Here is a 19,978-nt window from a genome sequence, read left to right on the forward strand (position 1 = left end):
CCTGACTGTCCACCACCTCAACCAGCTCCTGCTCGTCAGCGCGCTCGTCCTGCTCATCGCGGTCGCCGCGGTGCGCATCTCCTCGCGCAGCGGGCTGCCGAGCCTGCTCCTGTACCTCGGCATCGGCATCGCCATGGGCCAGGACGGCATCGGCGACGTCTCCTTCAGCGACGCCGAGTTGACCCAGGTCATCGGCTACGCGGCGCTTGTCGTGATCCTGGCCGAGGGCGGTCTGGGCACGAAGTGGAAGGAGATCAAACCGGCACTTCCCGCGGCCGTCGCGCTGTCGCTCGCGGGGGTCGCGGTCAGCGTCGGGGTGACGGCTGCGGGTGCGCACTATCTGGTGGGCCTGGAATGGCGGCAGTCCCTCATCATCGGCGCGGTGGTGTCCTCCACGGACGCGGCGGCCGTCTTCTCCGTGCTGCGCAAGGTGCCGCTCCCCAAGCGCATCACCGGCGTCCTGGAAGCGGAGTCCGGCTTCAACGACGCTCCTGTGGTCATCCTGGTCGTCGCCTTCTCCGCGGCGGGCCCTGTGGAGCACTGGTACGTCCTCATCGGCGAGATCGCCCTGGAGCTCGCGATCGGCGCCGCGATAGGCCTCGCGGTCGGGTGGCTCGGCTCCTACGGGCTGCGGCACGTCGCGCTGCCCGCCTCCGGCCTGTACCCGATCGCCGTGATGGCCATCGCCACCGTCGCGTACGCCGCGGGCGCCATCGCCCACGGCAGCGGCTTCCTCGCCGTCTACCTGGCCGCCATGGTGATGGGCAACGCCAAGCTGCCGCACTGGCCGGCCACCCGCGGCTTCGCGGAGGGCCTCGGCTGGATCGCACAGATCGGCATGTTCGTGCTGCTCGGCCTGCTCGTCACCCCGCACGAACTGGCCGACGACATCGTGCCCGCGCTCATCATCGGACTCGTCCTGACGATGGTCGCGCGCCCCTTGGAAGTCGTCGTCAGCCTGCTGCCCTTCCGTATGCCGTGGCAGGAGAAGGCCCTCATGTCATGGGCCGGCCTGCGCGGCGCCGTGCCCATCATCCTGGCGACCATCCCGATGGTGACCGGCGTCGCGGACAGCCAGCGGATCTTCAACATCGTCTTCGTGCTGGTCGTCGTCTACACCCTCATCCAAGGACCCACGCTGCCCTGGCTCGCCAGGAAGCTGCGGCTGGGCTCCTCCGAGGCCGCGGACCTCGGCATCGAGTCCGCGCCCCTGGAGCGGCTGCGCGGCCATCTGCTGTCCGTCTCCGTCCCCGAGGGCTCCCGGATGCACGGCGTGGAGGTCGGCGAGCTGCGGCTGCCCAAGGGCGCCGCCGTCACCCTGGTCGTGCGCGACGGGACGTCCTTCGTGCCCGCACCCACCACCGTGCTGCGCCAGGACGACGAACTGCTGGTCGTGGCCACCGACCCGGTGCGCGACGCCGCGGAGGCGCGCCTGCGGGCCGTCGCCCTCGGCGGCAAGCTCGCCGGCTGGCTGGGCACAGGGGGCGAAACCGACCGTTAACATGGTCGGGTAGACCAAAGATCCACGTTCCACCGACTCTGCCTGACGTAGAGCCGGCGCGACCGCAAAGCGGCCGCGGTCCCCTTGCAGCACTGTGCTTCGTAGTGCCTGATCTGCTTGGCCCAGGGCCTCTCCTGGCGCGGACCGTAGGTATCACTCGGTTCCCGGCGCATCTGAGGACGGCTCTCGGCCCGGTGCTCCTCGACCAGGAGGCCACCGGGCCACCAGGCGGCAGAAAGGCGAGGGCACCGTGCCACAGAAGGCCACGGTTCCCGGCACCCCCGGCACCCGCCCGGGCTACGGACAGCTGCTCCGCACCCGCGGCGCCTGGACGTTCCTGCTCCCCGGCTTCGCGGCACGCCAGCCGTTCGCGATGCTGACCATCTCCATCGTGCTGCTCGTGCAGCACACCACCGGCTCGTACGGGACCGCGGGGGCGGTCTCCGCGACGACCGGTGTCTCCATGGCGCTGTTCGCGCCCTACGGAGGCAAGCTGGCCGACCGCTTCGGGCAGCGGGCCGTCCTGCTGCCCGGCGTCCTCGTGCACGCCGCCTCCGGGCTCACGCTGACCGTGCTGGCCCTGTCCGGGGCCCCCACGTGGACGCTGTTCCTCGCGGCGGTGCCGACCGGCGCCTCCACACCGCAGGTCGGGCCCATGGTGCGCGCCCGCTGGGGCGTCAAGCTCCAGGGCTCGCCCCTGATGCAGACCGCGGCGGCCTTCGAGTCGGTCACCGACGAGTTCACGTTCGTGCTCGGCCCGCTGTTCGCCACCGCCCTGTGCACCGGCGTCAACCCGGCCGCGGGTCTGCTCACGGAGGCAGCGCTCACCCTCGTCGGCGGCCTGCTGTTCGCCGCCCAGAAGGGCACGCAGCCCACGCCGTCGGCCCGCTCCCTCGAAGGGCACGCGCGCGTGGAGCACGCTTCCGCGCTCCGCGTCCCCGGCGTGCGGGTCCTGATCGTGACGTTCCTCGGCATCGGCTCCGTCTTCGGCGGCATGCAGGTCTCGCTCGCCGCCTACACGGAGGCGATCGGCGAGCCCGGCCTGAACGGCGTCCTCTACGGAACCTTCGCCGCCGGCAACATGCTCTCCGGCATCGTCTGCGGCGCCATCGCCTGGAAGGTGGCCCCGCAGCGCCGCCTGCTCGTCGGTTACACGGCCCTGGCCCTGACCGCGTCGGGCCTGTGGGCGGCGCAGTCCGTGCTGCTGCTCGCCGGGCTCGGCCTGCTGGTCGGCGTCTGCATCGCGCCCGCCCTGATCACCGGCTACACCCTCGTCGAGACGATCGTCCCGGCGAGCTCCCGCACGGAGGCCTTCACCTGGCTGACCGGCGCGGTCGCGCTCGGCCAGGCCGCCGCCGTGACGGTCGCCGGACAGCTGGAGGACCGCTTCTGGGACGGCGCCGGATTCCTGGTCCCGATGGGCGGCACGGTGCTGGCCCTGGGGGTCATGTTCCTGCTGCGGTCGAGGCTCGTGCCGCCGTCCCGGGGACGGACCGTGGCGCGTGGCGTCGGTCACCGCGTGCCGGTGGCAGTGGACTGATCTCGCGGAATAGGTCACTATGGAGCGTCGTTAGCACTCATCGAGTGAGAGTGCCAGGAGGAAGACACAGTGCCGACTTACCAGTATCAGTGCACCGAGTGCGGCGAGGGCCTCGAGGCGGTGCAGAAGTTCACCGACGACGCCCTGACCGAGTGCCCCAACTGCGGTGGCCGCCTGAAGAAGGTCTTCTCGGCTGTCGGCATCGTCTTCAAGGGCTCGGGCTTCTACCGCAATGACAGCCGCGGCTCCTCGTCGAGCAGCAGCCCGGCGTCGTCCTCGAAGTCGGCCTCGTCGTCCTCCGAGTCGAAGTCGTCGTCCTCGGACAGCACGTCGTCCTCGTCGAGTGCGTCGAGCTCGTCCGGTTCGTCGGCCTCCAGCTCCTCGAGTTCCTCCAGCTCGTCGTCCGCCGCCTAGGCGCGACCTTCCGCGAGACGTCTTACGAGACCCTGTCGTCCCCGACGGCAGGGTCTTTGGCGTCGGCCGCCTTGGCTACTGTGCTGACCATGGCGACCAACACGAACACACAGGCCGACGCCGAGATCGGCGTGATCGGCGGCTCCGGCTTCTACTCCTTCCTGGACGACGTGACCGAGGTCCAGGTGGACACCCCCTACGGGCCCCCGAGCGACTCGCTCTTCCTCGGCGAGGTCGCCGGCCGCCGGGTCGCCTTCCTGCCCCGGCACGGCCGCGGCCACCATCTGCCGCCGCACCGCATCAATTACCGCGCCAATCTGTGGGCGCTGCGCTCGGTGGGGGTGCGCCAGGTCCTCGGGCCGTGCGCGGTGGGCGGGCTCCGGCCGGAGTACGGGCCGGGGACGCTGCTGGTCCCGGACCAGTTCGTGGACCGTACGAAGTCCCGGGCGCAGACCTACTTCGACGGGCTGCCGCTGCCGGACGGCACCGTGCCGAACGTCGTGCACGTCTCCCCCGCCGACCCGTACTGCCCGGTGGGCCGCAAGGTCGCCGTGAAGGCCGCGCAGGGCAAGGACTGGGAGCCGGTCGACGGCGGGACGCTCGTCGTGGTCGAGGGCCCGCGCTTCTCGACCCGCGCCGAATCGCGCTGGCACGCCGCGATGGGCTGGTCGGTGGTGGGCATGACCGGGCACCCCGAGGCGATGCTCGCCCGTGAACTGGAGCTCTGCTACACGTCGTTGACCCTCGTCACGGACCTCGACGCGGGCGCCGAGAGCGGTGAGGGCGTCTCGCACGACGAGGTGCTCAAGGTGTTCGCGGCGAATGTGGACCGGCTGCGGACCGTGCTGTTCGACGCGGTCGCGGGGCTGCCGACGAGCGGCGAGCGGGACTGTCTGTGCGCGGGCGCGCTCGGCGGGATGGACCCGGGGATCCGGCTGCCGTGACCACACCCCTGACATAACTACCCGTCCGGGTGAGGGAGTTGTCCACAACCCGGCGGTAGTGCACGGGGCTCAGCGGGATCCGGCGGGGAGGCGGATCGTGGTCGGCGAGACGGGCGCGGTGCCCGTCCGTTCCGACGCGACCCGCAGGCGGTGACGACCGTGTCCTCGACCCTTCCCCCGGCCCGGACGACTTCCCCGGCCCAGCTCAGCACTCCCCCGACGTCCGAGGTGCCCTCCTTCCCTCCCGTGCGCGTACGCGGCGCGCGATGGCGGCCCGGGCGTGCGGGGCGGCACCGGCGCGGCCCCGTCGTGGCGGCGGGCCTCGCCCTGGCCGCGGCGGCGCTGACGGCCGCGGTGCCCTCGTCCGGCACGGGCCGCGGGCCCGAGCGGGCGGAGACGGAGGCCGAGGCGCCGCCAGGCGCGCGGGCGCGCGGGCCCGCCGTGACGGTGTCGGCGCCGGTCCGGATCGCGGACGCGGGGGCGGTGCGGCTGTTGCGGCCCGGCGACCGGGTGGACGTGGTGGCGGCGCGGGCGGACGGCCGGCCCGGGGTGCGGGTCCTCGCGTCCGGGGCGCGGGTGACGTCCGTGCCGGAGGAGGAGACACCGTCCGGGCAGCCGGGCGAAACCGCGGCGGCGGGCGGGTCGTTGGTGGTGCTGTCGGTGGCGCGCGGTACGGCCGCACGGCTCGCGGGCGTCGGAGCCACTTCGCGGCTGGCGGTGACTCTGTGGTGACGTACGTCTCGTCAAGTCCCTCGATCGAGTTACCGAATTGGACAGGTCTGACCCACGCTGTCGTAAGTTGCGAAGTCGTTTGCTCCGCAATCTGCACGCGTGAAAAGAGGCCTTCTGGTGAGCGAGAAGAACGAACCGGGTGTGTGGGAGGGCTTCAAGTCCTTCCTCATGCGCGGCAATGTGATCGACCTTGCGGTCGCGGTGGTCATCGGCGCCGCGTTCACCAACATCGTGAACGCGGTCGTGAAGGGGGTCATCAACCCGCTGGTCGGCGCCTTCGGCACCAAGGACCTCGATGGCTACACGTCCTGCCTGAAGGCCCCGTGCACGGGCGATCAGGGCATCCAGATCATGTGGGGCTCGGTGCTCAGCGCCGTCCTGAGCTTCGTCATCACGGCGGCCGTCGTGTACTTCCTGATGGTCATGCCGATGGCGAAGTACCTCGCGCGCAAGGCCGCGCGGGACGCCGAGAAGGAAGGCGTGCAGGAGACCATCGAGGTCTCCGAGCTGGAGGTCCTCAAGGAGATCCGCGACGCGCTCGTGGCGCAGCGCGGCTCGGGGCACAGCGAGCCCTAGCGGCGCTTCACAGGTGGTGGGGCGGCTTCTCGTCGAGGAAGCGGGCCAGGTCGGCGGCGCTGTTGTCGCCGGCCGCCGGCCGCTCGCCCCACCCGCGGTCCGTGTCGTCGGCGGACTGCGCCGTCAGCGGATCGTCGAAGATCAGCGCGGCCTTCGGGTCGCGCGGCTCGGGGTCGGGGGCGGTACTCATGACTCCAGGGTACGTCGCGGGGGCGGGCCCTGGACCGGAGCGCGGCTCAGACCGCGGTGAGGCCGTGGGCCTCGAAGATCGACTTGGCGGCGGCGACCTGCTCGGGGGCGGGCGCGGGCGTGTCGTGCAGCGTGAAGGGCTTGCCGAGCGTCTCCCACTTCGCCTCGCCGAGCTTGTGGAAGGGCAGCACGTCGACCCGGGAGACGTTGCCCAGGGATCCGGCGAAGGCGGCGACGCCCTCGATGTTGGCGGGGTCGTCGGTCAGGCCGGGGACGAGCACGAAGCGCACCCAGACGTTCTTGCCGAGGTCGGCGAGGCGGTGCGCGAAGTCGAGGGTGGGCTGCAGCGGGCGCCCGGTGACCTTCTTGTAGGTGGCGCGGTCCCAGGACTTGATGTCGAGCAGGACCAGGTCGACGTCGCGCAGCAGGGCGTCGGTGGCGCGCACGCCGAGGAATCCCGAGGTGTCCAGGGCGGTGTGCAGGCCCAGTTCGTGCTTGAGGCGGTGCAGGAGTTCACCGGCGAAGACGGGCTGGAGGAGCGGTTCGCCGCCGCTGATGGTGGCGCCGCCGCCGGCGGCCTCGATGAACCGGGTGTACTTGGCGGCCTCCGCGACGATCGCGTCGGCCGAGGTCCGCTTGCCGTTGCGCATCCGCCAGGTGTCGGGGTTGTGGCAGTACAGGCAGGTGAGCGGGCAGCCGGAGAGGAACGTCACGAAGCGTGTGCCCGGCCCGTCGACGCCGGTCGACAGGTCCCAGGAGTGCACGGAGCCCTCGGTGGGGCGGTGCGTCGCGGCGGCGGCCGGGGTGGCGGCGTCGTTCGCGCTCAGGTTCTGGGTGAGCAGCACGGTCATGGCAGGGCTCCTCGAACTACACGGATTACGCGGATTACGCGGATTACGCGGATTACGCGGACTACGGGGTCTGGACGGGGAGTTCGCGGTGCCCGGGGCCGGGGTGAGGGCCCGGCCCCGGGGCCGCGGTTCAGCGGGGGCTCACAGCGAGCCGTGGAAGGTGCGGTTGATGACGTCCAACTGCTGCTCGCGCGTCAGGCGGACGAAGTTCACCGCGTATCCGGAGACCCGGATGGTCAGCTGCGGGTAGTTCTCCGGGTGGTCCATGGCGTCCTCGAGGGTCGCCTTGTCGAGGACGTTGACGTTCATGTGGAAGCCGTTGCTGGCCGTGAAGCCGTCGAGCACGCCGGAGAGGTTGCCGATCCGCTCCTCGGGGGTGCGGCCCAGGGCGTCCGGGGTGATCGTATTGGTCAGCGAGATGCCGTCCTCGGCGTCGTCGTAGGGCAGCTTGGCGACCGACAGGGCGGAGGCGATGTACCCGTGCTCGTCGCGCCCGTTCATCGGGTTGGCGCCGGGGGCGAACGGGGTGCCGGCGCGGCGGCCGTCCGGGGTGTTGCCGGTCTTCTTGCCGTAGACGACGTTCGAGGTGATGGTCAGCACGGACTGGGTGTGGACCGCGTCGCGGTACGTCGGGTGCTTGCGGACCTTCTCCATGAAGCCGTGGACGATGGACTTGGCGATGTCGTCGGCCCGGTCGTCGTTGTTGCCGTAGGCCGGGTAGTCGCCCTCGATCTCGTAGTCGACGGCGAGGCCGGTCTCGTCGCGGATCACCTTGACCTTGGCGTGCTTGATCGCCGAGAGGGAGTCCGCGGCGACCGAGAGGCCCGCGATGCCGCACGCCATGGTGCGCAGGATCTCCTGGTCGTGCAGGGCCATCTCGATGCGCTCGTAGGCGTACTTGTCGTGCATGTAGTGGATGACGTTGAGGGCGTGCACGTACGTCCTGGCCAGCCAGTCGAGCATCCCGTCGTACTGCCGGGCGACGGTCTCGTAGTCGAGGACGTCGCCCTCGACGGGCTCGAAGCCCTCGACGACGCGCTTGCCGGTCTTCTCGTCGCGGCCGCCGTTGATCGCGTACAGGAGTGCCTTGGCGACGTTGACGCGGGCGCCGAAGAACTGCATCTGCTTGCCCACGGCCATCGCGGAGACGCAGCAGGCGATGGCGGTGTCGTCGCCGTACTTGGGGCGCATCAGGTCGTCGGACTCGAACTGGAGGGCCGAGGTGTCGATGGCGACCTGGGAGGCGAAGTCCTTGAAGCCCTTGGGGAGGTCGCGCGACCAGAAGACCGTCAGGTTCGGCTCGGGGGCCGGGCCGAGGTTGTAGAGGGTCTGCAGGGCGCGGAAGGTGGTGCGGGAGACGAGCGGGCGACCGTCCTCGCCGATGCCGGCCATCGACCAGGTGACCCAGGTGGGGTCGCCGGAGTAGAGGTCGTTGTACTCGGGGGTGCGCAGGAAGCGGACGATGCGGAGCTTGATGACGAAGTCGTCGATGAACTCCTGGGCCTGCTCCTCGGTGATGAGGCCGGCCTCGATGTCCCGCTGGAGGTAGATGTCGAGGAAGTTGTCGATGCGGCCGATCGACATGGCCGCGCCGTTCTGCTCCTTCACGGCGGCGAGGTAGGCGAAGTACAGCCACTGGACGGCTTCGCGGCCGGTGGTGGCCGGGCCGGAGAGGTCGTAGCCGTAGGCCATGGCCATCGACTTGAGCTCGTTCAGCGCCTTGATCTGCTCGGAGATCTCCTCGCGGTCGCGGATCACGTGCTCGGTGGGCCATTCGGCGGCGAGCTTGTCCTTGTCGGCCTGCTTGGCGGCGATGAGCCGGTCGACGCCGTAGAGGGCGACGCGGCGGTAGTCGCCGATGATGCGGCCGCGGCCGTAGGCGTCGGGCAGGCCGGTGATGATGCCGGAGGAGCGGCAGGCGCGGATCTCGGGGGTGTAGGCGTCGAAGACGCCCTCGTTGTGGGTCTTGCGGAGGTGGGTGTAGATCTCGCGGACCTCGGGGTCGGCCTCGTAGCCGTAGGCGTTGAGGGCGCCCTCGACCATCCGCCAGCCGCCGTTCGGCATGATCGCGCGCTTGAGGGCGCCGTCGGTCTGGAGGCCGACGATGAGGTCCTGGTGGTCCTTGGCGTCGCCGTCGATGTAGCCGGGCTTGAAGGCGTCGATGCGGGACGGGGTCTTCGCGTCGACGTCGTAGATGCCGCGCTCGATCTCCGTCGGGAACATCGAGAGGAGCTTGTCCCACACGGCGGTGGTGCGCTCGGTCGGGCCGGCGAGGAAGGCGCCGTCGCCCTCGTAGGGGGTGTAGTTCTGCTGGACGAAGTCGCGGACGTCGATGGCGTCCCGCCACAGGCCCCCCTTGAAGCCGTCCCAGGCCTCGCCGTGCGTCGTCTTTTCCGCGGGAGTGGCAGTCATCGCCGACACCTTCCCCATCTCTTCGACCGGTTGGTTGCTACGTATTCATTGGACTCCCGGCGGGCCGGTCCGGGGGGCCGCATTGGTCCCGAGTTCGGGACCAATGGGCCTTGTTGCGGACCGAAACCGACCGGGTTTGCCGCTCTGACCTGGGGTTTCCTTCGGGACTTTCGACCCAAGTTCGCTTGTGAACGCATTCACAAGAATTTCGTCGAATTCCCGTGGTACAGGTCGCGCGGGAGGGGGGCCCGGGACGTCCCGGGCCGGGAATCAGCTCGGGGACTCGGCGCCCTTGCGGGCGTAGAACCACCAGCAGACGACGACGCACGTGGCGTAGAAGCCCACGAAGCACCACAGGGCGCTGGTCACCGCGAAGTTGGCGAACATCGCGGGGATGAAGAAGAAGCCGTACGCGGCGATCGCCGAGGTGAAGCCGGTGACGGCGCCGGACTCCATCTCCGACTGCTTCAGCGCCTTCGTGTACTCGGGCGTGCCCTCGGTCAGGCCCTTCAGGTGCTGCCCGCGGAAGATCACGGGGATCTGGCGGAACGTGGAGCCGTTGCCGATGCCGCTGAAGAAGAAGGCCAGGTAGAAGCAGACGAGGAAGCCCCAGAAGGAGCCGCCCGCACCGTTCGAGGGCATGAAGTTGATGACGCCGATGATCGAGGCGGCCATGCCGACGAACGAGATGATCGTGACGCGCGCGCCGCCCAGCTTGTCGCCGAGCCAGCCGCCGCCCCAGCGGGCGAGGGCGCCGACGGCCGGGCCGATCCAGGCGTAGGTGGCGGCCGTGTAGGAGGCGTCGATGGGGGTCCACGTGGTCTTGATCAGCATCGGCAGGGCGGCCGCGAAGCCGATGAAGGAGCCGAAGGTGCCGACGTAGAGCCAGGTCATCAGCCAGTTGTGCTTGCGCTTGAAGATGACCTTCTGCTGCTTGAACGGGGTGGAGGCGACCTTCAGGTCGTTCTGGCCGAACCAGGCGACGACGGCGAGGACGACCAGGACGGGGACCCACAGGAACGCGGCGTTCTGCAGGTAGACGGGGGTGCCGTCGGCCTTGTGCTGGGCGGAGCCGAGGGCGATCACCGAGCTGGTGATGACGATCGGGGTGAGCAGCTGGACGACGGAGACGCCGAGGTTGCCGAGGCCGCCGTTGATGCCGGTGGCGTTGCCCTTCTCGCGCTTGGGGAAGAAGAAGCCGATGTTGGCGAGGGAGGAGGCGAAGTTGGCGCCGCCGAAGCCGCAGAGCGCGGCGATGGCGACCATCACGGCGTACGGGGTGCCCGTGTTCTGCACGGCGAAACCGAGCCAGATCAGCGGGACCACCAGGACCAGGGTGGACAGCGCGGTGAAGCGGCGCTGGCCGATGCGCGGGCCGAGGAAGGTGTAGAAGATCCGGGCCGTGCCGCCGGTGAGGCCGGGGACGGCCGTCAGCCAGAACAGCTGCGAGGTGGAGAAGCTGAAGCCGACGTCGGCCAGGTTCGTGGCGGTGACGCTCCACACCTGCCACACCACGAAGGCGACGAGCAGAGCGGGGACGGCGATCCACAGGTTGCGGGTGGCGACCCGCTTGCCCACGGACTTCCAGAACAGTTCGTTCTCGGGTTCCCAGTCGGTGATGGCCCGGCCGGGCCGGTACTGCTGGGGATCGTAGGAACGGGTGACGTCGTCGACCACGGCGGCGTCCCGGACGGCAGGACTCATGGCGTGTTCCTGGTGGTGAGGAGGGTTTTCCTTGCCTCTCCAGATTCGCGCCGGGATAAAGGCGGCGTCAGAGGCGTTGGTCGCGCCTCGACCGCCCCAAAGGCACGGGTCGTGGCGCGACCAAGGTCCCCCGGCTCACCCGGTGGCGGGGATCTCGTGGACGGCCAGGCGCACCGACGGGTCGTCCAGGCACTGTCCCGTGCGCAGGTCGAACTCCTGCTTGTGCATCGGCGAGGCCACGACGGGGGCGCCGTCGCGGGTGCCCATGATCCCGTTCGCGATGACGTCGGCGCCGGAGAACGGGTCGCGGTCGTCGACGGCGTAGACGGTGCCGGCGGTGTCCTTGAAGAGGGCTGCGCCGGTCCCGTCGGGCAGTACGGCGGGGCGCCCGCGGCCCGGCTCCAGGAAGGCCGGGTCGGCGTCGAAGCGCTCGAAGCGGGCGAGCGCGGCCGGGTCGTCGAGGACGGCCTGCCACTCGTCGCGGTAGGCGGCGACGTGCCGGTCCATCTGGGCCTCCAGTTCGGCGCAGAGGCCGAGGGAGTCGTCGACGAGCACGGAGGTGAGGTGGTCGAGGCCGCCGATGCGCTCGAACCAGGGGGCGGTGCGCTCCAGGCGTTCGCCGGTGCGCACGTAGTACATGAGGAACCGGTCGGTCAGGCGCAGGAGTTCGTCCCGGGACAGGTCGGTGGCGAGGAGGTCGGCGTGGCGGGGGTTCGTGCCGCCGTTGCCGCAGACGTAGAGGTTCCAGCCGCCGGCGGTGGCGATGACGCCGATGTCCTTGCCGCGGGCCTCGGCGCATTCGCGCAGGCAGCCGGAGACGCCGCCCTTGATCTTGTGCGGGGTGCGCAGTCCGCGGTAGCGCAGCTCCAGGTCGATGGCGAGCTGCACGGAGTCGCCCTGTCCGAACCGGCAGAACTTCGAGCCGACGCAGGACTTCACGGTGCGCAGCGACTTGCCGTAGGCCTGCCCGGACTCCAGCCCGACGGCGATCAACCGGCGCCAGATGGCGGGCAGTTGTTCCTTCTTCGCGCCGAACAGGTCGATGCGCTGACCGCCGGTGATCTTCGTGTAGAGGCCGTGGTCGCGGGCGACCTCGCCGATCGCGATGAGCTGTTCGGCGGAGATCTCGCCGCCGGGGACGCGTGGGACGACGGAGTAGGTGCCGTCCTTCTGGAGGTTGGCGAGGAAGAGGTCGTTGGAGTCCTGGAGGGCGGCCTGTTCGCCCTGGAGGATGTGGGTGAGGCCGAGTTCGGGGGCGAGGGTGCCGAGGATGTTGGCGACGACCGGCTTGCAGACGGCGCAGCCGTCGGCGGCGCCCGCGGCACCGCTGCCGTGGGCCGCGATCAGCTCGGCGTAGGAGGTGAGGCGTTCGGCGCGGATCGTCTCGTAGAGCTCGGCGCGGGTCAGCGCGAAGTGTTCGCACAGGCCGCGCGCGACCTCGACCCCGGCGGCGGCGAGTTCGGCGTCGAGGACGGCTTGGAGCGTGCCCGCGCAGCCGCCGCAGCCCGTGCCCGCCTTGGTGCAGCGCTTGATGCCGCCGATATCGGTGAGCCCTTCGGCGGCGACGGCCTCCCGGACGGCGGCCTTGGTGACGTTGTGGCAGCTGCACACGACGGCGTCGTCGGGCAGGGCGTCGGCCCCGGGGGCGGCGGCCCCCTCGCCGGTGGCCGGGAGGATGTACGCCTCCGGGGAGGCCGGGAGCGTGCGGCCCGCGTGCGGCTTGAGCGTCCCGTACGCGTCGGCGTCGCCGACCAGGATGCCGCCGAGGAGCCGGCCGTCGGGGCCGAGGACGAGCTTCTTGTAGACGCCCTCGCGGGTGTCGGAGAAGACGACCGCCATCGCGTCGCCGCCCTCGCCGTCGTGGGCGAACGGGTCGCCGAAGGAGGCCACGTCGGCGCCGAGGAGCTTGAGTTTGGTGGAGGTGTCGGCGCCGGTGAAGGTGGTGGTGCCGGTGCCCGCGAGGGCGTCGGCGGCGGCCTCGGCCATCTGGTAGCCGGGCGCGACCAGGCCGTAGACCCGGCCGTCGGCGGTCTGGGCGCACTCGCCGATCGCGTAGATGTACGGGTCCGTGGTGCGGCAGTGCCGGTCGACGACGACGCCGCCGCGGTCGCCCACGGCGAGGCCGGCCTCGCGGGCGAGGCGGTCGCGGGGCCGGACACCGGCCGAGAAGACGACGACGTCGGCGCCCAGGGTGCGGTCGTCGGTGAGGTGCAGGGCGCGGGCGAAGCCGTCGGCGTCGGTCTCGACGGCGCGGGCGCCGACGCCGGTGTGCACGGCCACGCCCATCGACTCGATGGTGGCGCGCAGTGCGGCGGCGCCGCCTTCGTCGACCTGCAGCGGCATCAGGCGCGGGGCGAACTCGACGACGTGGGTGTCCAGGCCGAGGGTGCGCAGGGCGCCGGCCGCCTCCAGTCCGAGGAGTCCGCCGCCGATGACGACGCCGGTGCGCTTGTCGTCGTGGGAGGCGTACGCGGTGAGGGACTCGACGTCGTACAGGGTGCGATAGGTGAAGCAGCCGGGGGCGTCGGCGCCGTCGATGGGCGGGACGAAGGGGTAGGAGCCGGTGGCCAGGACGAGGGCGTCGTAGGACACGGCGGCGCCGGAGGTGGTGGTGACGGTGCGGGTGGCGGTGTCGATGTGCTCGGCCGGGTCGCCCAGGCGCAGGTCGATGCCGTGCCGTTCGATGAACTCGGGGGTGGAGAGGGCGAGTTCGGCGGGGTCCGCGCCGGTGAAGGCGGAGGAGAGGTGGACGCGGTCGTAGGCGGGCCGGTCCTCCTCGGCGAGGACGGTGACGTGCCAGGTCGTGAGGGCGCCGCGGTCCGCGAGGAGCTGGAGGAGGTGGTGGCCGACCATGCCGTGGCCTATGAGTACCAAGTGGTGGGGCATGGGGCGCGCTCCGAGGGTGCGGGGGTCTGCGTGATCGACGTGTTCGACGGTAGGCGTGAAGTCGGCGTCCATTGCGCCGCTTTGGGCCCCTGGGGAAGGGACCTGTGGCCCTGGCGCGGGGAGCGTTGGTCCCCGCGGCTCCGCGGTCGGGGTTCCGGGGGCGGCGGCCCGGCGTCGGCGGCCGCCGGGCCCGCTCCGCGGCTCGGGGCGGCGGACCGCCCGGCGCTCTCGGGACCAACGACCCGCGTGGTCGGGGCTTGTGGCGTACTGCGGCCGGTGGCGGCGGGCGTAGCGTCGAGGTCAGCGGGCTGCCCCCGACCACAGCGCAGTCCGCGCGACGCGGCTTCCGGGGCGCGGGGTGCGCGACACCACCCCGCGTCCGGGCCCGCTCGCCCCCCTGAGGAACGACCTCTCGGGGAGAGCTCTTGGAGAGCCCCCTGAGGGAGCTTCTGGGGCCCCTGGAGCGCCAGGCCGATCGGAGTCGTCCGTCATGTCTCTCGTTCTCGCCGTGCACGGCAGTGCGCTGCCCGCCGCCGGTGCCACCGTGGGCCGGCTGTGCGACGCGGTCGAGACGCGGCTCGGGGTACGCCCGGCGGTCGGCCACCTGGACCATCAACTGCCCTCGCTGAAGAGCGTGTTGGCGGCTCGGGCGGCGGATCGTGCCGGGACCGTCGTCGTGCCGCTGCTGCTCGGGGACGGCTTCCACCGCACCGTCGACATCCCGGCCGTCGTCGCCGCGCACGGCGGGCCCCGGTGTGTCCTGACGTCGAGCCTGAGCGGGGCGCCCGAGATCGACGCGGCGCTGGACGGGCGGCTGGGCGCGGCCGAGGCGGGCGCGGGCGTGGACGCGATCGTGTTCGCGGCCGCCGGTTCGTCGCGGCCCGGCGGGAACAGCGGGGCGCTGCTCGCCGCCCGACGGCTCGCCGAGCGGCGGCCGGGGACGCCCGTGGTCACCGCGTACTGCTCCGCGGCCGAGCCGACCGTGCCCGAGGCGCTGGCCCGGCTCAGGGCAGCGGGGCACCGGCGGATCGGGGTCGTGACGCATCTGCTGGCGCCGGGCCGGTTCAGCGAGGCGCTGCGCGCGGTCCCCGCCGAGCTGGTCACCGCGCCGCTCGCCGATCATCCGGCCGTCGCCGACCTCGTCGTACGCCGATACCGGGAGGCATCGGACGGACAGCCGTCGCTCGCGTCCCGCGCCGCGCGCCGGTTCGCGCGCGTCGCCGCCTGATCTGCTGTCCTGGGCGCATGACGCCCACGCCCGACACCCCTGCCGCACCCGCCCCGGATGCCGCGCACCCGCACTCCCCCTCGCACCGCTCCCCCGTGCGCCGCATGAAGGAGCGGGGGCGGCACGAGGAGCACCGCGTCGCGTCGCCGCTGGAGCTGTTCTTCGACCTGTGTTTCGTCGTGGCGGTGGCGCAGGGCGGCGCGGAGCTGGTGCACGCGGTCGCCGAGGGGCACACGGGCAGCGGTCTGGTCGACTACGCGCGGGTCTTCTTCGCGATCTGGTGGGCCTGGATGAACTTCACCTGGTTCGCCTCGGCGTACGACAACGACGACGTGATCTACCGGGTCGTCACGCTCGTCCAGATCGCGGGTGTGCTGGTGCTCGCGGCCGGGGTCTCGCGGTCCTTCGCCGACGAGTTCACGGTGGTCTGGCTCGGCTACCTGATCATGCGGCTGGCCATGGCGGCGCACTGGCTGCGCGCGGCGCGGTCGACGAGCGGGGCCGAGCGGACGGTCGCGCTGCGGTACGCGGCCGGGGTACTGCTGTGCCAGGTCGGCTGGCTGGGCCTGATGTTCACGCCGTCGGCGGCACGGAACTGGGTGTTCCTGGCGATGGCGATCCTGGAGATGTGCGTACCGGTGTTCGCGGAGAGGCACCGGCAGACGTCCTGGCATCCGCACCACATCTCCGAGCGGTACGGCCTGTTCACGATCATCGTGCTCGGCGAGACGATCGCGGCGGCGACGGTCGCGGTGAAGTCCGGCATCGAGGAGAACGACGCGCTCGGTGAGCTGCTGCCCATCGCGGCGGGCGGGCTGCTCATCGTGTTCGCGGCGTGGTGGATCTATTTCGCGGTGCCGATCCACGACCGGCTGCGCAGCAACCGGCAGGCGTTCCTGTGGGGTTACGGCCACTACTTCGTCTTCGCGTCGGCGGCGGCGATCGGCGCGGGCCTCGAGGTCGCGGTCGAGCAGGCGGTCGGCGAGGCGCACCTGTCCACCCTGGCGGCGGCCGCGGCGGTGACGATCCCCTCGGCGGTGTTCCTGCTGATGGTGTGGGCGCTGCACACGCGGTACTTCAAGGTGGGCGTGGCGCAGCAACTGACTCTGCCGGTGGCCGCGTTGCTGGTGCTCGGCTGCACGTTCGCCGGGCACTGGGCGGTGCTCGCGGCGGGGCTCGTGACGGCGCTCGCGGTGGCGGCCGGGGTGACGCTGTCGGCCGTGAGCGCGCGGCCGGCCCGCACCTCGCACGCGTAGACCCACTCGCGCCGGCCGGCGCCCACGCCCGCGTGACCGGGACAACTCCCGTGGTACGCATGACACATGACGACGTACAACGACGCCCTCACCGACGTCGCGGGGCTGCGGGTCGGCCACGCCACCCGCGCCGGTGACGGCTTTCTGACCGGCACCACCGTCGTGCTCGCCCCCGAGGGCGGCGCGGTCACCGCCGTCGACGTGCGGGGCGGCGGCCCCGGCACCCGGGAGACCGACGCGCTCGACCCGCGCAATCTGGTGCAGCGCATCGAGGCGATCGTGCTGACCGGCGGCAGCGCGTACGGGCTCGACTCGGCGTCCGGCGTGATGGCCTGGCTGGAGGAGCAGGGCCGCGGGGTCCCGGTGGCCGGGCCCGGGCGGGTCGTCCCGGTGGTGCCCGCGGCCTGCGTCTTCGACCTCGGCCGGGGCGGCGACTGGCAGGCCCGTCCCGACGCCGCCACGGGCCGCGCCGCGGTGGAGGCGGCCGCGGCGACGGACCTCGGCGCGCCCGTGCCGGAGGGCAATGTGGGGGCGGGCACCGGCGCGCTCGTCGGCAGCGTGCGCGGCGGCATCGGCACCGCGTCCACCGTGCTCGGCTCGGGGATCACGGTGAGCGCGCTCGTCGTCGCCAACGCGGCGGGTTCGGCGCTGGACCCGGCGACCGGGGCGCTGTACGGGGAGTTCTTCACGGGGCGCGGCCCGGTGACGTATCCGGCCCCCGAGGTGCACGAGGCGGCGGGCCGGCGGATCGCGGACGCGGCGGCGGCGAACGGTCCGGCGCCGCTCAACACCACGCTGGCCGTCGTCGCCACCGACGCCGAGCTCAGCCGCGCCCAGGCGCAGAAGGTCGCGGGCACCGCGCACGACGGCATCGCGCGCGCCGTGCGCCCGGTGCATCTGCTCAACGACGGCGACACGGTCTTCGCCCTCGCCACCGGGGCCCGGGCGCTGGACGCGGCGAACCCGCTGGCGCTCAACGAGATCCTCGCGGCGGGTGCGGACCTGGTGACGCGGGCGATCGTGCGGGCCGTACGGGCGGCCGGGTCGGTGTCGGGTTCCGGTTCCGGCGGGTCGTACTTCTCCTACGGAGACCTGTACGGGACGGGCACGTCACCAGCGGCGTCGTAGCGGAACAGCCCGCTGTGGCTGCGCTCACACCGGCCCGGCGGAACCCCGCCGGGCCTCTCGCGCTCTCACCACGTACCGGAGGAAATACCTGCAACACCCCAGAAGGAGCAGACCGTGAGAAGGCAGAACATAGCCGTCACCTGCGCCACTCTCGCCCTCGGCGCGCTCACCCTCACGGCCTGCAGCGGCAGCGCGAACGCCGAGAACAAGAACGGCGACGGCGCCAAGGACGCCCCGCGGATCACGATCTCCGCCAAGGACGGCTCCACCGGCGCCTCCATCAACGCGACCGGCGTCACGGTCCGCGACGGCCGCCTCACCGACGTGAAGATGACCGAGTCCGCGTCCGGCGACCAGGTCCCGGGCACCATCTCGGCGAACGGCGCGACCTGGAAGCCGAAGGGGCAGCTGGAGCGCGGCACCAAGTACCGCCTCTCCGCGACCGCCAAGGACGGGGACGGGCACACGGCCGCCGCCAACTCGATCTTCACGACGGTCTCCAGCGCGCACAGCTTCATCGGCACGTACACGCCGGACAACGGCACGACGGTCGGCGTGGGCATGCCGGTGTCGTTCACGTTCGACAAGGCGATCACCGACAAGAAGGCCGTGCAGTCGCACATCACGGTCACCTCCAGCAGCGGCCAGCAGGTCGTGGGCCACTGGTTCGGCGGGCAGCGCCTGGACTTCCGGCCGCAGGAGTACTGGAAGGCCGGCTCCAAGGTCACGATGAAGATCGCCCTGGACGGTGTCGAGGGCGCGGACGGCGTCCACGGCGTGCAGAACAAGACGGTCACCTTCACCGTCGGCCGCAAGCAGGTCTCCACGGTCGACGCGAACACGCAGAAGATGACGGTGGTGCGCGACGGGCAGACGGTCAAGACCGTCCCGGTCTCCACCGGCAGCGCCCAGCACCCGACCTACAACGGCCAGATGGTGATCTCCGAGAAGTTCGTCCAGACGCGGATGAACGGCTCGACGGTCGGCTTCGGCGGCGAGTACGACATCGCGGACGTGCCGCACGCGATGCGCCTGTCGCAGTCCGGGACGTTCATCCACGGCAACTACTGGAGCTCGCCGGGCATCTTCGGCGCCCAGGGCACCAGCCACGGCTGCGTGGGCATGCGTGACGTCAAGGGCGCGGGCGGCGACACGATCGCCAAGTGGTTCTACGACCACTCGCTCGTCGGCGACGTCGTGATCATGAAGAACTCGCACGACAGGACGATCGCGCCGGACAACGGCCTCAATGGCTGGAACATGAGCTGGAGCCAGTGGACGGCGGGCAGCGCCGCCTGACCTCGCCTTCCACGACGTGAGCCGCACGGGAACCTCCCGTGCGGCTCACGCGTTGTGCAGGTGGTTTCCCAAATCCGGTTCCCCGTTTGCGATTTCACGGACATGATGTCCGACCTAGGGGCTACGGTATGCACCCACAAGGTGACATGCAGCAATGCCGGGAGGTGCCTTGAGCGTTCCGCACGACTACGAATTCGACGCCGCGTCGTCCGCACCGTGCACGTCGTCCATGGCCCACACGTCGCCCGACGAGCACCTGGCCCGTCTCCTGGGCCGCGCGCTCAACTCCTTCGAACTGCCCGACGAGACCCTGCAGCTGGTCGACAGCGCGCTCGCGTACGCCAGCTCCCTGCACTCGGCCCACCACAGCGCGGGCCGGCACCGTGAGACGTACCGGCACACCTGGCTGCTCGTCGACGGCAACCCGCTCACTTTGTGGGAGCTGGTCCACAACACCGGCCGGGACGGCGCCGCGGAGCACGAGGTCTACGTCACCGAGGAAGAGCTGCACCTGGCGACCGGGCGCCTGCCGCTGCCCCCGGAGGCCACCCCGGACTTCGATCTGCAGGCTCCCGTCGCCCCCGTGCAGCTCCCGGCGGTCCCGCCGGAGCGGCACCGCTTCGGTCCGGCCGACCCGGACAGTTCCGTGGACCACGCGCGCCGGCTGCTGCGCCGCGCGGAGAACCCGGACGCGGCGACCCGTCCGGGGCCGGGCACGGCCCGGCTGCTGCGGGAGGCGTGCGCGCACCAGATCACGCAGGCGTTCGGCCGCCGCGTCAGCCAGGGATTCGCGCTGTACGAGCACGCGTTCCTGCTGCGTGACGGGGACGAGGTCAGTCTCTGGGAGGTCGAGCACACGGCGACGCCGGACGGTCGGCACATGTGCGAGGTGTATCTCACGCAGGAGGCGGCGCGTGCGGCGATCGAGCACCGGGCGGCGACGCGCCGGACGCGCGCCTGAGGCGCGTACCGCGAAGGACTGCGGAGCACGAGAAGTACTGCGAAGGACTGCGAAGGACTGCGAAGGACTGCTGGGCGCCGGGCTTCAGCGTCGGCTGAACTGGCGCACCAGCCCGGCGAACGCGTCCTGTTCGTCGGCCGTCAGCGGGACCGACTCCACGGCGGGCGCCTGGGACTGGCCCGGGAGGGCGCCCAAGGGCAGGGTCCGCGGCTCGGGCGGGGCGAAGGCGACGACGCGCACCAGTCGGACCAGACCGACCACCCAGGCCACCGTGGCGACCGCGAGGATCGCCAGGCCTATCTGCTGAAGGATCGACACGTGCTCAGGCATGCGTCCCAGTGAACACCACGGTCCGGG

At 71.5% G+C, this 19,978-nt stretch carries 17 protein-coding genes; 11 read left to right on the forward strand and 6 right to left on the reverse strand.

Translation table 11 applies throughout. The features are described from left to right. Position 1 precedes the first annotated feature (1 nt). From ACQUQD_RS17480 to mscL, 6 genes are all read left to right on the forward strand, one after another. Entirely contained in the window at positions 2–1,501 is a 1,500-nt protein-coding gene (locus ACQUQD_RS17480; protein WP_428957588.1) for a potassium/proton antiporter, read from the forward strand. 250 nt (positions 1,502–1,751) lie between these two features. Further along, a complete protein-coding gene (locus ACQUQD_RS17485; RefSeq protein ID WP_428953020.1) occupies positions 1,752–3,041 on the forward strand; it encodes an MFS transporter in 1,290 nt (429 codons plus the stop codon). Between the two features lie 69 nt (positions 3,042–3,110). After that, positions 3,111–3,455: an FmdB family zinc ribbon protein gene (locus ACQUQD_RS17490; RefSeq protein ID WP_428953021.1), complete on the forward strand. Its 345-nt coding sequence runs from the start codon at positions 3,111–3,113 to the stop codon at positions 3,453–3,455. An 89-nt stretch (positions 3,456–3,544) separates the two neighbouring features. After that, positions 3,545–4,399 (forward strand): S-methyl-5'-thioadenosine phosphorylase, encoded by an 855-nt coding sequence (locus ACQUQD_RS17495; protein ID WP_428953022.1) that lies wholly within the window; start codon positions 3,545–3,547, stop codon positions 4,397–4,399. Positions 4,400–4,558: 159 nt separating this feature from the next. Then, positions 4,559–5,131, forward strand: a complete 573-nt coding sequence (locus ACQUQD_RS17500) for an RcpC/CpaB family pilus assembly protein (RefSeq protein ID WP_428953023.1) — start codon at positions 4,559–4,561, stop codon at positions 5,129–5,131. Between the two features lie 117 nt (positions 5,132–5,248). After that, positions 5,249–5,707, forward strand: a complete 459-nt coding sequence (gene mscL, locus ACQUQD_RS17505; protein ID WP_428953024.1) for a large conductance mechanosensitive channel protein MscL — start codon at positions 5,249–5,251, stop codon at positions 5,705–5,707. Positions 5,708–5,714: 7 nt separating this feature from the next. Here the strand turns inward: mscL and ACQUQD_RS17510 are convergent, their stop codons facing one another. The 5 genes from ACQUQD_RS17510 to nirB all read right to left on the reverse strand — a co-directional run bounded on the left by ACQUQD_RS17510 (position 5,715) and on the right by nirB (position 13,749). Next, positions 5,715–5,897 carry a hypothetical protein gene (locus ACQUQD_RS17510; RefSeq protein WP_428953025.1) on the reverse strand — a complete coding sequence of 61 codons (183 nt, stop codon included), beginning with the start codon at positions 5,895–5,897 and terminating at the stop codon, positions 5,715–5,717. 46 nt (positions 5,898–5,943) lie between these two features. Next, positions 5,944–6,747, reverse strand: coding sequence for a pyruvate formate-lyase-activating protein (pflA, locus tag ACQUQD_RS17515; protein ID WP_428953026.1), 804 nt, complete (start codon positions 6,745–6,747; stop codon positions 5,944–5,946). Between the two features lie 141 nt (positions 6,748–6,888). Beyond that, on the reverse strand, positions 6,889–9,159 hold the full coding sequence (gene pflB / locus ACQUQD_RS17520) for a formate C-acetyltransferase (RefSeq protein WP_428953027.1): 2,271 nt from the start codon (positions 9,157–9,159) through the stop codon (positions 6,889–6,891). 270 nt (positions 9,160–9,429) lie between these two features. Beyond that, a complete protein-coding gene (locus ACQUQD_RS17525) occupies positions 9,430–10,863 on the reverse strand; it encodes a NarK family nitrate/nitrite MFS transporter (protein WP_428953028.1) in 1,434 nt (477 codons plus the stop codon). Positions 10,864–10,998: 135 nt separating this feature from the next. Then, positions 10,999–13,749 carry a nitrite reductase large subunit NirB gene (gene nirB, locus ACQUQD_RS17530; RefSeq protein WP_428953029.1) on the reverse strand — a complete coding sequence of 917 codons (2,751 nt, stop codon included), beginning with the start codon at positions 13,747–13,749 and terminating at the stop codon, positions 10,999–11,001. Between the two features lie 490 nt (positions 13,750–14,239). Here nirB and ACQUQD_RS17535 point away from each other — a divergent pair, with 490 nt between their 5' ends. The 5 genes from ACQUQD_RS17535 to ACQUQD_RS17555 all read left to right on the forward strand — a co-directional run bounded on the left by ACQUQD_RS17535 (position 14,240) and on the right by ACQUQD_RS17555 (position 19,621). Further along, complete coding sequence (locus ACQUQD_RS17535; RefSeq protein WP_428953030.1) at positions 14,240–14,977, forward strand: sirohydrochlorin chelatase; 738 nt, start codon at positions 14,240–14,242, stop codon at positions 14,975–14,977. Between the two features lie 17 nt (positions 14,978–14,994). Continuing rightward, positions 14,995–16,233, forward strand: coding sequence for a low temperature requirement protein A (locus ACQUQD_RS17540; RefSeq protein ID WP_428953031.1), 1,239 nt, complete (start codon positions 14,995–14,997; stop codon positions 16,231–16,233). Between the two features lie 66 nt (positions 16,234–16,299). Beyond that, on the forward strand, positions 16,300–17,361 hold the full coding sequence (locus tag ACQUQD_RS17545; RefSeq protein WP_428953032.1) for a P1 family peptidase: 1,062 nt from the start codon (positions 16,300–16,302) through the stop codon (positions 17,359–17,361). A 114-nt stretch (positions 17,362–17,475) separates the two neighbouring features. Beyond that, a complete protein-coding gene (locus ACQUQD_RS17550; protein ID WP_428953033.1) occupies positions 17,476–18,660 on the forward strand; it encodes a L,D-transpeptidase in 1,185 nt (394 codons plus the stop codon). Between the two features lie 169 nt (positions 18,661–18,829). Then, complete coding sequence (locus ACQUQD_RS17555) at positions 18,830–19,621, forward strand: DUF6227 family protein (RefSeq protein WP_428953034.1); 792 nt, start codon at positions 18,830–18,832, stop codon at positions 19,619–19,621. 84 nt (positions 19,622–19,705) lie between these two features. On the opposite strand, the gene ACQUQD_RS17560 is transcribed toward ACQUQD_RS17555, so the two are convergent. Next, positions 19,706–19,951: a hypothetical protein gene (locus ACQUQD_RS17560; RefSeq protein ID WP_428953035.1), complete on the reverse strand. Its 246-nt coding sequence runs from the start codon at positions 19,949–19,951 to the stop codon at positions 19,706–19,708. Between the last annotated feature and the right edge of the window lie 27 nt (positions 19,952–19,978).

The organism is Streptomyces sp. cg35, assembly GCF_050410835.1.
GTDB lineage: Bacteria > Actinomycetota > Actinomycetes > Streptomycetales > Streptomycetaceae > Streptomyces.